This is a genomic window from Desulfomonile tiedjei DSM 6799 (genome assembly GCF_000266945.1).
Classification (GTDB): Bacteria; Desulfobacterota; Desulfomonilia; order Desulfomonilales; family Desulfomonilaceae; genus Desulfomonile; species Desulfomonile tiedjei.
Genome location: NC_018025.1, coordinates 5,871,591 through 5,885,491, shown reverse-complemented (window position 1 = coordinate 5,885,491; position 13,901 = coordinate 5,871,591). Strand labels below are relative to the sequence as shown.

The 13,901-nt window shown below is 48.8% G+C and carries 11 protein-coding genes; 5 read left to right on the top strand and 6 right to left on the bottom strand.

What is annotated here, in order from left to right; translation table 11 throughout:
- Positions 1–16: 16 nt before the first annotated feature.
- Both DESTI_RS25260 and DESTI_RS29475 read left to right on the top strand, forming a co-directional pair.
- Positions 17–457 carry a response regulator gene (locus tag DESTI_RS25260; RefSeq protein WP_014812804.1) on the top strand — a complete coding sequence of 147 codons (441 nt, stop codon included), beginning with the start codon at positions 17–19 and terminating at the stop codon, positions 455–457.
- Positions 458–472: 15 nt separating this feature from the next.
- Entirely contained in the window at positions 473–1,993 is a 1,521-nt protein-coding gene (locus tag DESTI_RS29475; protein WP_014812803.1) for a sensor histidine kinase, read from the top strand.
- A 494-nt stretch (positions 1,994–2,487) separates the two neighbouring features.
- On the opposite strand, the gene DESTI_RS25250 is transcribed toward DESTI_RS29475, so the two are convergent.
- A complete protein-coding gene (locus DESTI_RS25250; protein ID WP_014812802.1) occupies positions 2,488–4,044 on the bottom strand; it encodes a class I adenylate-forming enzyme family protein in 1,557 nt (518 codons plus the stop codon).
- Between the two features lie 291 nt (positions 4,045–4,335).
- Positions 4,336–5,250 (bottom strand): HpcH/HpaI aldolase/citrate lyase family protein, encoded by a 915-nt coding sequence (locus tag DESTI_RS25245; RefSeq protein WP_014812801.1) that lies wholly within the window; start codon positions 5,248–5,250, stop codon positions 4,336–4,338.
- A gap of 74 nt (positions 5,251–5,324) precedes the next feature.
- On the opposite strand from DESTI_RS25245, the gene DESTI_RS25240 reads away from it, so the two are divergent.
- A complete protein-coding gene (locus tag DESTI_RS25240; protein ID WP_014812800.1) occupies positions 5,325–5,702 on the top strand; it encodes a hypothetical protein in 378 nt (125 codons plus the stop codon).
- Between the two features lie 4 nt (positions 5,703–5,706).
- On the opposite strand, the gene DESTI_RS25235 is transcribed toward DESTI_RS25240, so the two are convergent.
- Positions 5,707–5,889 (bottom strand): hypothetical protein, encoded by a 183-nt coding sequence (locus tag DESTI_RS25235; protein WP_014812799.1) that lies wholly within the window; start codon positions 5,887–5,889, stop codon positions 5,707–5,709.
- Positions 5,890–6,222: 333 nt separating this feature from the next.
- Between DESTI_RS25235 and DESTI_RS25230 the strand changes: the two genes are divergently transcribed.
- Together DESTI_RS25230 and DESTI_RS25225 are read left to right on the top strand one after the other, a co-directional pair.
- Complete coding sequence (locus DESTI_RS25230; RefSeq protein WP_041286487.1) at positions 6,223–7,464, top strand: bifunctional folylpolyglutamate synthase/dihydrofolate synthase; 1,242 nt, start codon at positions 6,223–6,225, stop codon at positions 7,462–7,464.
- Between the two features lie 52 nt (positions 7,465–7,516).
- Complete coding sequence (locus DESTI_RS25225; protein ID WP_169316399.1) at positions 7,517–9,793, top strand: LPS-assembly protein LptD; 2,277 nt, start codon at positions 7,517–7,519, stop codon at positions 9,791–9,793.
- 39 nt (positions 9,794–9,832) lie between these two features.
- Here DESTI_RS25225 and DESTI_RS25220 read toward each other — a convergent pair whose 3' ends face one another.
- From DESTI_RS25220 to DESTI_RS25210, 3 genes are all read right to left on the bottom strand, one after another.
- Positions 9,833–10,102: a hypothetical protein gene (locus DESTI_RS25220; protein ID WP_041286485.1), complete on the bottom strand. Its 270-nt coding sequence runs from the start codon at positions 10,100–10,102 to the stop codon at positions 9,833–9,835.
- A 299-nt stretch (positions 10,103–10,401) separates the two neighbouring features.
- The gene (locus DESTI_RS25215; protein ID WP_014812795.1) at positions 10,402–11,298 is read right to left on the bottom strand and encodes a prenyltransferase; all 897 of its coding nucleotides are present in this window, start codon (positions 11,296–11,298) and stop codon (positions 10,402–10,404) included.
- Between the two features lie 320 nt (positions 11,299–11,618).
- Positions 11,619–13,553, bottom strand: coding sequence for a tetratricopeptide repeat protein (locus tag DESTI_RS25210; RefSeq protein ID WP_014812794.1), 1,935 nt, complete (start codon positions 13,551–13,553; stop codon positions 11,619–11,621).
- Between the last annotated feature and the right edge of the window lie 348 nt (positions 13,554–13,901).

The window sequence follows — 13,901 nt, the reverse complement described above, 5'->3', positions numbered from 1 at the left end:
AGATGGTGAAACTCCAATGATTTTACTGGTAGAAGACAACGAAGATCATGCGGAAATAGTGATGCGCAGTTTTAAGGTCCATCATGCGGCTCATCACATTCACCATGTGACAGATGGGGAAACAGCGCTGGATTACCTACTTCGACGAGGCAATTACACCAATCCGGAGAAAAGCCCCCGACCAAACTTGATACTGTTGGATCTCCGGCTTCCGAAGGTCGATGGCTTGGAAGTGCTTAAGGAGATAAAACAGACAAAGGAATTACGCGGCATTCCGGTGGTCATCTTGACTAGTTCCCAGGCAGGGAATGACGTGAAGATGGCCTGCGATTATCATGCAAACAGTTATCTGGTGAAGCCGTTGGAATTCAGCAAGTTCACGGAACTCATGCGAGATCTCGGCTCTTACTGGCTCGGTTGGAATGTCAATCCCTTCCTTGGTGATGCCCCGGTTTAAAAATGGAGCCATGAATTGGCTGAAAAATCTATCAATATTTTGCTGGTTGAAGACGAAGAAGCCCATGCAGAGGCCCTTAGAAGAGCCTTTCGGAAAGCTGAGGGCCCTCCTGTGAACCTGACCTGCGTCTCCAATATCGAGGATGCATTGACATATTTGAGTGAATCTTTTCCTGATCTCGTTATCTCGGACTGGCTGCTGCCGGATGGCAAAGGCACGGATATTCTGCCTGCAGGTGAGGAAGATCGTTCTTTTCCAATAATTCTGATGACCAGCCACGGGGATGAACGGCTCGCTGTGGATGCCATGAAAGCAGGCGCAGCGGATTACGTGGTAAAATCCCCGCTAGCGTTCGCAGACATGCCGTATCTCGCTTTACGGGTTTTGCAGCAATGGGAGCTGGTAGCCGAACATAAGCGAAATCAAGAAAAGCTCCGGGAAAGCGAGGAGCGTTTCCGGACAGTATTTGAACAAGGTCCGCTCGGCATGCATATAGCGGACCTGAATTATCGTTTTGTGACTTGTAATAAGGCCTATTCTCAAATTGTGGGATATTCCGAGGAAGAGCTCAGAAAATTGACATTTACGGACATCTCGTTCCCGGAAGATATTGCTGAGGATATTGAAAAGGCAAAAAAACTGTACAGAGGCGAAATACCTTATTATAAGATGGAAAAACGTCTTGTTAGGAAACAGGGCGAGATCGTATGGATTGGTTTTACAAGATCCATTGTCAGGGATTCCGAAGGGAAGCCGTTATATTTCCTGAGCATGATTGAAGATATTTCTGAACGTAAGCGGACGGAAGAGCTTCTGCGACGTGGAGTCGAAGAACTGGCACGCTCGAACGAGGATCTGAGACAATTTGCATATGTGGCGTCGCATGATCTGCAGGAACCATTACGAAACGTTGCCAACTGTCTGCAACTTTTGGAGCAACGCCACAAAGGCAAGCTTGGAGGCGATTCAGATCAACTCATAGATTGGGCCGTGGCAGGCGCCAAGAAGATGAGGTCACTTATCATTGATTTGCTGACATTTTCGCGTATCTCCACGAAAGGGAATTCCCTCGAAGAAACGGATTCCGAAGAAGTAGCAAAAGAGGCGTTGGTCAATTTGAGATATGTCATAGACGAGCATGGAGCCTGCATAACTCATGATCCTCTGCCGATTGTCAACGCCGATCCTGTGCAGCTCATGCAGGTATTTCAGAATCTTATTGGCAACGCGATAAAATTTCGGCGTGATGAACCGCCCAAGATCCACATTTCTGCCGAGAGAAATGGAAGTGGTGATTGGGTCTTTTCTGTCAAGGACAATGGGATTGGTATTCCCGAGCGTCACCATGATCGTATTTTCGTGATTTTTCAGCGACTACAGAAAAAAGGACCGTTCAAAGGGACAGGTATGGGGCTCGCGATCGTAAAGAAAATAATCGAACGTCACAAAGGGCGAGTCTGGGTTGAATCCGAAGTTGGGGTCGGTTCGACGTTTTATTTCACAATGCCGGACAGTGACGCTCGTTCCGCTGAGTAACGCTCTGAGATGCCGCAGGTTGGAAGACCCTGTCCCACAAAGAATACTTTTACGATTTTCTTATAGCGGTTATTGAAAGTCTTGACGGAATACAATGCCTGCAATGGGAAGAATCAGTAGCGCCAGCGTCTCTGCCGGCGAGAACTGATTGATTTGTTCGGTGAATTGTTCACCGGCACGGAGAGACTGTCTCAAAAGTCGAAATTTATCCCAGATCGTGACACGAAATTCTCATCATCTTCACGGCCTGATTGTAGGGGCGCGCCTCGTGGGTGCCCGGTAGTGATCGGCCTCCGTGCCGGTCATTGCGGGAGGGCAGGCACGAGACCTGCCCCTACAAGGATGATGAATCGTGGCACGATTTTTTGTGCATACGAGAATTTTGAGACACTTTCCGGAGGCCGGTGCTACCAATTTGCCGGGAGCTGCTCTTCACAATCCGTGATTACTCTCGAGAATCGGTAGAGATAACTGAGTAGAAGTAACAAGAACTCTCACTTACCCGATTCGGAATGCGAGTTGTTCTTGAGCAAAAACTTACGCACTTTGCCCAGAGGTGTACGCGGAAACGAGACGCAGAAGGTTATTTTTCGAGGCAGTTTATACGATGCGAGTCGTTCTTTGCAAAACGCGATCAACATGTCCTCGGTCAATGACGAATCCTTGCGCAGAAGAAGAAATGCGTGCCCGCATTCTCCCCATAATTCATGAAAATCGCCGACAACTGCTGCATCTTCCACTGCGGGGTGTTCTTTGAGCACTCGTTCCACTTCCGCGGGGTACACGTTTTCTCCGCCGGATATGTACATGTCTTTTGCCCTGTCAACAAGGTAGAAATAACCGTCGTCGTCCATACGGGCAAGATCGCCGGTACGCAACCAACCTCCGCTGAAGATCTGTTCGGTCTGGACAGGATCCTGCCAATATTCCTTCATCATGATGGATCCACGAACGACTATTTCGCCCACTTCATTGGGGCTTACCCGTTTACCCTGTTTATCGACAAGCGTGACCTCCGCATGAAACACCGGTCTTCCTACCGTTCCGGGGCGGGCAATTGACTCTTCTTCCGAAGCCCACAAGAGAATGGAGGTTTCAGTCTGTCCCATGATCTGCCGCAGAGGAAACCCGTTCTCGCGACATTCTACCAGAAGTTCGTGAGTGACTTTTTCACCACCGATTGCGCACACGTGCAATGATGAAAGGTCTCCTCGTTCTCTCGGATCCACGCTCAGAAGAGATCGGAATACGGTGGGAACTCCCAGGAGTTTCGTGATCTTGAATCGTTCGATATCCCGATATGTTTTGATGGGATCGAATCGAGGATGAATTACCAGGGTAGCTCCTTTGAAAAGACACGGTGAAGCCTGGATAAACAGGCCGCCGGAATGGAATAGCGGGAGCATCACGAGCATGTTATCCTGAAAAGAGAGTTGAAAGAAGATTTCCGCATTAAGACAATTGAAAAAGGTCTTTCGATGACTCAGCACAGCCCCTTTCGGCCGACCTGTAGTCCCGGAGGTGTACATGATTACATGAGGCTCTTCAGGATCGGCAGGACCGAGCGATGGCGTTATGAAGGGAGCTTTGCCTTCGAAACTCCGTGTATCCAGATCGTAATTGAAAATGCGATTGGATGGCTTGGTATCGCCCACAACAGCAGCCAGGAGAGGCGGCCTGTACGACTCGGAATCCAGACTTTGGAACGTATTCATGAATCGTTTGCTGAACACGAACAAACGCGGACGGCTGTGTCTTATCAGGTAATCGACTTCAGGAGCCGCCAGTCTGAAATTTATCGGCACAAAGATGGCGCCGAGTCGCGAGCACGCCAGGTAAAGCTCTATAAATTCCGGACAGTTCTCCAGAAGGACCGCAACACGGTCGCCTTTTTCTATTCCTAACGACTGAAGCCAACAACTGGTTGCGTTTGACCGCATGTGGAGCTGTCGGTAGCTAATATTTCGATCTTCGAAGAGAATTGCAGTTTTTTCAGGCTGGAGCTCATTCCAGCGTTGTATCCACCAGGACGCATTAACTGATTTGACCATGTAGTCCTCTATATATTGTGTTTGCCAAAAATTTTGTCCGATTCAAATCCCCCCAACCCCCCTTTACGAAAGGGGGGGTAAGAGGCGACACCTCAATTCCCCCCTTATTAAAGGGGGGTCAGGGGGGATTTTTCGACTCATATCTACAGAGTTTCGGTCATTTATTTTGGCAATGACTATATAATTCACCACATCAAGGGTTTCTATTCCACGGCAACGCTCTGCTCGTCAGGAGAGCGATAAACTCCGGGACTCTCATTGTTAGGTGAGGTTCAATAGTGTGTCAAGCGATCACTCGGACAGATTCCTCGTTGCCGCTCCAGCATTTCTTTCGCGTTCTTTCGCTGCATCAGCCAATTGAATAGTCCTGAGAGCCCTTTTGTAGATTGGAGTATCAATCATGCGTTCGTCCAGCGTTGTTGCGGCCCGGCCTTGCGCCATGGATTCTTCGAATACTGCCTTAATGCGCAAAGCCTGATCCACCTGCGCCTGATCCGGCGAAAAGACTTTATTGAGAATATCCACCTGATCCGGATGAATGCAGAATGCGCCGGTACATCCCAACTGCCTTCCTCTTTCAGCCGCTTTCCTGAACCCCTCCGGGTCACGATATCCCGCAACACTTCCGAGAATTCCCATGGGTTGAATTCCCATAGCTTTTGCCGCAGTGATCAGCATCACCAAGGGAAAGAACAACTCGGTTCCCTCGGGAGTAGGTTCCACTCCAAGCTCCAGGCAATAGTCGTCCGTGCCGAGACTTATGGACTCGATTCTCGTTCCCGCTGCAAGTATAGATTGCAGGTTCAACAAAGCTTTGGGGCTTTCGATGTGCAGGGATAGCTTTATGGAACCAGCCAGTACGCCGCGCTCCGATTCCAATTGGGAAAGAAGAGTCTCCGTCTCTCGAACGAAATTCTCCGATTCCACTTTCGGGAGAAAAATCGCATAAAGTCCGGATCGAACAGCCGCGTGCATGTCCTTTTCAAAAAGAGCGGGATCGTTGTTTACCCGAACAAAGACATCGGCGCCTGCGCGACCGACCTTACCGATTGCCGATGAAACGTGTTCTCTCGCGCTGTCCTTTTCGCTTGGGGGAATAGAATCTTCGAGGTCCAGTACTATAGCGTCCGCACCTCTCAGATGAGCTTTATCGATGAAGCGAGGGACATTAACCGGGAGAATCAGAAGAGATCTCTGAATCTTCATTTTTGGTGTGTCCTATTTCTCGAAACGTGATAAAATGACGCTCTATTTATTGGAGATTCGGGACCGGTGTGTCAATGAAAAAGCTGATGGTGATTCTGGCGTTTATTCTTGTGCTCCCTGCGGCAGGATTCGGTTTTGTATGCCACCCGTCTGCTCCCCTACACTGTGCGACCGTTGTAGCACCTGCTGCAATATATGCAGAACCGGTGGCTCCGATGAGGTTGTGTGAACCCCCTATTGCCCCCCCGCGAATATGCGAAAATCCTGTTTTGCCTGCGCGTCTGTGCGAAATTCCTGTTGTTCCTCTCCGGATGTGTGCGGGTCCGGTGGCCCCGGTGCGCGACTGCGTGCTTCCTCTTGCGCCGACAAGAATCTGCGATTACCCGGTCGCACCCGAGCGCCTGTGCACTACATGGATCAAGGAACCGTCCATCCTGGTGAAATGCAGGTAAACGGTCAGCCCGGCATCTGCCACTCTACTGCAAACGTCTCATCTTGTGAGGATACCTTAGACTCAGCGAGCAGATGTTCTTCAGTGCTGAAGAAGGTCCCGCATTCCGGACACCACGTTGTCTGCTCCCGCTCCGGATAGTAGTGAATGCTGAATTCACGGCCGCAATCAGGACATCTCGTCTTCATGAACTGCCTCCTTTGCCGCCAGGATAAAGCCACTCACGGCCTCTCCCACATCAATTCAGCCTCTCTGAAAAGGAAAAAAAGATTAAAGGTGTGCAAGTAATTCAGACACACATGTCGAATGCATGTTCCCGAAAGATTGTTGCCGCCCATTGTTAAATTAATCCGGGTACTTATTCTCAAGTGACCTTGACGGGCAATTTTCGGTATGTTATAAGCACTCCAGATGTATCTTAGCGAAACCGCTTTGAAACAGTCGCGATTTAACTTTTCCGGAGGTAGCCTCTGCTGGAAGACAAAGAATTGGATCGTGAGTACCGGGAGACGATCTCCTTTATGTATTCGCTGGAGCGCTTTGGAATTCTCCTGGGACTCGATAATATCACACGACTTCTGAGCACTATGGGTAATCCGGAAGCTCAATTTCCGGTAGTGCATGTTGCGGGAAGCAACGGCAAAGGGTCAACTGCGTCATTTATCTACCACATCCTGCTGGAATCCGGTTATAAGGCCGCGCTCTATACGTCTCCCCATCTCAATGATTTTCGTGAACGCATACGGCTGAATGGATCTCTCGTTTCCAAGGAGTCTCTGCTCACCGCCATCAGGAAAGTGCGGAGCATATACGATCCGGAACGGACCACCTTTTTCGAGTTTTCCACTGCTGCTGCCTTCGACTGTATTGCACGTGCCAAACCCGATGTGGCTGTAATCGAAGTAGGATTGGGCGGAAGACTTGATGCGACAAACACGGTCAATCCTCTGGTTACGGTGATCACGGACATTTCCCGCGAACATGAAGACTACCTCGGCGCGGGATTGGCTTCAGTTGCTCAAGAAAAAGCGGGAATAATAAAGAAACGAGTTCCTCTCATTACCGGAGCAAGCAGGTCGGAACCTTGGAATGTCATTGAAAGGACCGCTCGCGATCTTAACGTGCAGGTTCACAAATTCGGTCGCGATTTCATGGGGCTTCGTACCGGCAAGAATTCATTCTCGTACCGGTCCCAAAGCCTTGTTCTGGAACATCTCTCAACGAGTATGCCGGGAAGTTTTCAGATCAAGAACGCTGCATTGGCAATTGCTGTAATCGAGGAATTACGATCTCTCGAATACCGCATTCCCGAAGGGGCAATCCGATCGGGAATCGAAATGACAAGGTTTCCCGGAAGATTCGAGCTTCTCAGATCGCAGCCGGACGTCATCATCGATGGGGCGCATACGCCCGAAGGAGCTCGACTTCTCAAGAGTACTTTCTCTCAATTGTACCCGGGAGTAAAGCCTCTTCTGCTTCTTGGAATGCTCCGGGATAAGAATTACGAACAGCTCATCAAGATTCTGTCTCCCCTCGCTCGCGAGGTTGTCTGTGTGCCTCCACAAAGCAACAGAGCCCTGCTCCCCGAGGAGGCTGCCGCGATCGTGAGGGCTCAAGGCGTTCCGGCAAGTGCGGTAATGGATATAGAAGAAGGTTTTCAGTTACTCCTGAAGAAGGCTTCACCGGATGACATTATCTTGGCTGTAGGCTCTCTGTATATGATTGGTCCGGTAAGGAGAGCGTGCGGCGTACAAGACAATTGAAATGCTCATGCGTTGTACAATCTTCCAGCAGTCCTTATGGAAAAGCTCGCACGTGTCTCGAGATCGGGTGCGCTCCGTTTTCCGATGCCTGCTGGCCTCCTGGTGTTTGCTGATAGTATTGATATGTGCATCTGACAGTTCCGCTCAGGAATCCAAATCCAAAGATTTTGACATTTCCGCATTACCGAAGAGCATATTTCCCGGAGAATTACCGATTCAGATTTCAGCGGATCGTGTCTCACTGACTCGTGAAACCAATACGTGGACTGCCAGCGGGAACGTGACAGTTGCCCAGGGGAATTTTCGGCTTCGTGCGGACAGCATCGTGTTCGAGGAAAATACCGGAAATTTGACAGCCTCCGGGAAAGTCATCGTCCGCATGGGAGGAGATGTTATTGAAGCAGACAAGGTGCTGGTGCGGCTCAAGGATGCCACCGGCGAGCTGACTGACGGCAAGCTGCTTCTCACTCGACATAATATTTATCTTGAAGGAAAGGTGCTGGAAAAGACCGGCCCTTCCAGTTATCGCCTTCAAGAAGGCAGCTTCACCACCTGTGACGGTATTATTCCGGATTGGAGGATACGAGGTCGCGACCTGAACGTCACCATGGAAGGCTATGGTACCTTGAAGCATGGTTTCTTTTATATCAAGGATATCCCGGTTTTTTATCTTCCCTGGTTGATATATCCGGCAAAACGTCAACGGCAGAGCGGCCTTCTCATGCCGACCTTTGCAAATAGCAGCCAAAAAGGATTCGATGTACGGCTACCCATCTTCGTGGACATTTCGCCAAGCGTTGACGCAACCATTGTCCCCAGAGTGTGCACCCGGAGAGCATTACAGTTGGGCCTCGAATTCAGGTATTTCCCTTATGAAGATTTTCAGGGAAGGTTTCACGGGGAGTACACCTACGATTGGGAGTTCGGGTCGGAGTCGAATCCGCGAAGCCATCTCTTTTATGTCACGTGGCGACACGAGCAGGACTTGCCGTCTGCAATACGCTTACAGGCCAATGGAAGCTGGGTCTCGGATCGCGGCTATTTCGAAGTCTGGGGTGGACGTTTTGACAGAAGAGTTCGCGTGCGATACCTGGAATCGAATGTTGTCCTGTACAAACAGTTGAACAACTTTCTCTTTTCTGCAGAGGCAAGGCATTTCGAGAATCTCGATATGCCGGACAATGCTGCAACAGTGCAGAATCTCCCAACGATCAGATCGGTCCTGTTTTACCAGAAGATTCCGTACACGCCGTTCTATCTCAACTCCAATCTCGCGTATAATTTCTTTTTTGCTCCAATCAAAGACCGCGAGTGGCTTGGAAGCCGTTTTCAGATGGATACTCGCCTGAGTCTTCCCCTGGCGCTCGGAAGGTATCTCAAAGTAGAACCTTCAATGACGTACTTTCCCAAAGCGTACTTGGCCGACTATTACGAACGTGGAAAAAGTGTCAGTTCGGTCAACACAATTCGACCGGATTTGTACCAGGTAAGCGCTGACGTGTTCACGGATTTCCAATCCATTTACAATGGCGGTCTGGGGTTCCAGAGGATAAAGCATTGGGTACGCCCTCGCGTGTCTTGGACGTACCGGCCCTTTGCACGACAGCAAACCTACCCTTTCTTTGATGACAGCGATAGAGTCGACCAGGTGAGTCTCCTGGTTGCAGAAATGCGACAGGTACTTACCGGTAGACTTAGTCAAGACGAGTATTTCGACTTCATGACACTCACCCTGTCACAGGGATACGATTTCTACAGCACCAGATCTGCAGACGATCCGCTCGGACAACGTAGCTTGTTGCTGGGGGACACTCGCTGGACAAACACACGGGCCGAGTTGATTTTAAAGCCTCATTCCATGGTGGATTTCGGCGCTCAAACCGAATACGACCCGGTCTTCAACCGCATGAGACGGTACAGCCTCAACCTGGGACTCATGGATCACAGAGGCGATCTCGTAAGAATATTGCACCAATTCACCGAGGGTGACCGTTTGCAGGATTTGAATCGACAAACCAATGTGAACGTTCAGGTCAAATTGACTTCAAATCTGGAATGTTTTTTCGAGAATCAATATACGCATCAGTTTAACTTTGCTTACTTCACCAGTATCGGATTGAATTACCATCCGCAGTGCTGGAATGTGGTGCTCAGATATTCGGAAGTTCGCGAACAGGACCCGGTAACTCAAAAGATAAAGGACCCGGATCAAACAGTATTCCTCACCCTTTCGTTGTACGGACTCGGACAGGTGTACAGATTTACCCGTGACTGGAGCGAATTGATCGGGCAGTCCTCACAAACGGGGGCCGGATCTACGCAGGAATAACTGTCGAGATCTCCTCTTTTCACAAGATTCGCATGTTCCTCATCTTTTGATGAAAGGGTCCATGTCTGTTTTTCCTTCAAATTCCTCGATCCTTCTGCCGGAAAGCTCGGCTAAAAGTGCATTTAGCTTTGTTACAGCCTTGCCGTCGGCCAGATATTCGTCGTACATGATTGCTTTATGTAATGCAAACGGATGCGTATCTTGATGGCAGATTTTCTTTATATTGGTTAAACGAAACCTCGTGCCAGTGAACCTTGCATTCTCCAACTTTATTTCTTTTTGTCCGCCAAATCGACACACTTTTACCATTCTATCTCTATGGAGTCTTATTTCCTTTAGGGACAGAATATGAACGGCTAGGAGAGTAGTTGTTAAGAATAGGCATATGCAGAGGACTCTCTGACATACTGATTTGAACACGTCATCTTCCCACGGAAATATAAAAGGACCAATTCCAAGCATAGGAATCCAAATGGCATACAGGATGGTTCTTAATGTAACTTTGTATGTTTGGTACGTTAGTACAAACAACGGTTCATCAGACGAAGTTGTCTGCACAATTCCAGACGATCTTTCGCGTGCAGCGCTTTTGGAATTTATCTCTGAATTCATCCCTGTGATGAGACCAGAAAACCAACGCCCAGGAGCGTCTGTGTTCCCAGATTTGCGATCACGTTGGCTTGAAGCGCCGGGATTACCGTGCCCAGATCGTTTGTATGATTCCAGGCCCATTTTATGGATTTGAGTGCTACAGGAATCGTCAACAATCCAAGCAGGCAATAACCTGGTATCAAATGTAACACCACCCCTGTTGCTATACTGATATACACGAGAGCCATCACAAAAGCGTACAATCGACCGGCTCGCTCGACGCCCAGCAGCATCAGCAGATTCTTGCGTCCACCTTTACAGTCTGCAGGGTAGTCCGGGAATTCGTTGAGAAGCAGCAAATTGAATGTGAGCAATCCGGCAGGAATTCCTGCAACAAAAGCCTTCGCAGAATAATGCCCCACTTGGATAAAATAGCAGCCCAAAACGGGTAACAGGCCCAAACCCAACCCCGCAAAGATTTCTCCCAAAGTGCACCTTGCCAGGACATCCGTGTAACAGCAAACGGTGAATACTCCGACCAATAGTAACGGCATAAGCTGCCAGTTCGTTACCTTTACAAAATAGAGTCCTATAACGATGTTGACCACCACGCAGGCAATGCCTACACAGAGAGCGGCTGATGGCGCAATACGGCCGGCAATCAGCATTCCACTGCCACCACTGAATGGAGTGGCATTCGTAGCAAAATCGATTCCGCTGTGATAATCGGAATAGTCATTCAAGAGATTGACGCTGGCATGGAGCAAGAGAAGGCCAAGTAATGCCAAAACAGAGTAGCCCGGATTATGCAATCCCTCCGACACGGCTATTGATGTGCCCAAGAACACCAGTACAACAGATAACGACAAGAACTGCACTCGGACACCTCTGAGCCAATCCACAATTCTTTCCAAAGTGCCTCCTTACGAGCACATGATAATTGCGAGACAATTTTTCTCTCGTCAGCACCGGATTGTCAACCTAAATCAACTCATGGCAATTTCGCTTTCAATCAGCAAATACTGGAGAAACACTTCTTACAAGAAGGGTTTCCCCAAGCCCCATCCCAAGAACTTTTATCATTTTGTCTAAATCATGGTTTTTTCAATGAAAAAACCATGATTTAGACAAAATGATAAGAGTTTTTTGGAGGAGTTTGAGGAACCTCTTTTGCAAAAAAGGTTCCTCGAGTATTATTTCTCTTAAATTCTCTCTCAGCCACTCCCCATTTCTGCTACTTCTTCTGCAGAGCACGGGTCATATTTTCTCTTGCTTCCTGAAAGCCCGGTTCGATCTCAAGGGTTTTCCGAAAGTGTTCGACCGCCTTTGGTGAATCACCCGACCGATAGTATGCAAATCCCAAATTGTTATGTGTCTGTGCAGAATAAGGATCTAACTGCAGCGCTTTTGAAAGAATGCGAATCGCGTCCGGTATTCGGTTCGCCTGGATAAGCGCACTTCCCAGATTCGCGTATGCGGGAACGAATCCCGGATGCAGCTCGATAGCTCTGGTGAAGTAATCGATTGCTTTCTGAGTGTTTCCGAGCCGAAAAAACACCAATCCCGCATTATTAAAGGCATCGGGCATTTGCGGGTTCAGTTCCATTGCCTTGTGCAGATGCTCCAAAGCCAGTTCTGTCTCTCCTGCTTCATGCAATGCGAACCCCAGATTATTGTGCAATGTGGCAAAATTAGGTTGTATTTCAAGCGCTTGTTGATAATGATGGACCGCATTCTTCCATCGACCGACTTCGCAATATGCATCTCCAATATTCAGAAGAGTGTCCAGGTAGGCTTTCTTTTCTACATGCGTGCCGTACGGGGGAAACTTCTCGAGGCTTTGCTTCCAAAAAAGTAATTGATTGCTCCATAGCGTCGCCTTGATGGAAGTCACTGCTCCGAAGAAACACACCAGCGGAACCAAAACGAGTGCAACTGTCTTTGCTGCTACACGTGTCCCCACACGATCTTTCAGTTTGAGCGCTGCTATTCCAATGACGTCCGCTGCAACGAAGATAAGGCCGACCATGGGCAAAACAGGCCGATATCCTGCGTACAAATACTGAGGCACCAGAAAACTCTCGGGGATGATCGTTACCAGGAAAAAGGTTATGCCGAAGCCGGTCAACGGCCGTAATTTGAGCGCCAGAAGGCCGAAACCGCCGAGAATAAGCACTCCCAGAAATGCCGGAAGAGTAGAAGGCGGGTCAAGTAAGGAACGGGAGATAATCTGCACCTGAAGCAACTGCACATTCGAAGGTGTAGGGACAAAGATAGTGGAAAGATACGAGAAGAGCACGCGACAGTTGGTCAAAGCCTGTTCTTTTACGGTGATCCCGCTGTCTACATAGTATGCCGCGAGTGATGCTACGAACCCGGTTCCGGGAGCTGAAATACCTTCGGGAGAAGGCACGAATATCTTCATAACTGCGAAGTACGGGATGCTCGCGATCAGGAATATGATTGCCAATTTGCATAACGCTTTCAACCCCGTCCGGAAGAAAGCAATTTCAGCAAGAAGGAGAACAAGCGGTAGAGTGAAGATATTCGGCTTACTGAACATTCCGATCTGGTACAAAAGGAATGCAGCGAAGTATCCCGCGTATGGAGAGCTCATTCTTCCCGTGCGAGCAGCAATGTACAGGGCGATAGCGAATAGAAAACACAGCGAAGACATAAGTGCCATACGTTGATAGATGTACAAAGATAAGAACGTTTGAAGTGGATGAATCAGATATAGAACAGCCAGAAGTGTCGCCACGGTAAGGGAAAGCGAAACATCTTCATCAGCAGGAGCATTCCGGATCGAAAGAAGCATGAACACGAGCACAAAGACGGCAATTCCGCAGCCTGCGAGAAGGCAAATGTTCACGAGCCTGAAAAAGGTCGGGTCCATTCCGGTAGAAACATAATTCAGGTAGAATGAAGCCATTGCCAAAGCTCGCCCCGGATAGAGAGCTACTACACCACTCACCCCCTCTTGTGAGAAGACCTCGGCCTTTTCTGCAATGAACACACGGGAATCATACACCATCGGCGCTTTGAGACCCGGCCACTGAACAATAAGCGCCAGAGCAAGCAAGCAAAGAGTCAGGACGAGCACGTATGAGCGGGAGATCTTTGCAGGTCGGAAACTCTCGATATCGGGATTTGAATGGTCTGTCTGCATATGCCTCTGCCTCATTCGGACACAGCATCAGAAATAGTATGAGCAGATTGCCAGGTCAAGCCGATTCAAACGAAAATCGGTGCGGAACTTCTTGTAATACCAATACGCTTTCAAAGCAGTAAGATTTGGGGAACCTTTTTGCAAAAAGGTTCCCCAAGCCCTTCCAAAAACTTTTAACACTTTGTCTGAGTTATCGTTTTTTTCTGATGAAAAAACGATAACTCAGACAAATGCTAGAAGTTCTTGGGATGGGGCTCGGGGAAACACTTCTTACAAGAAGGGTTTCCCCGAATTTTCCTTCTTTGATTGCCTCAAACTTTTGACACTCGCCGGGCGCGAAATATGCCA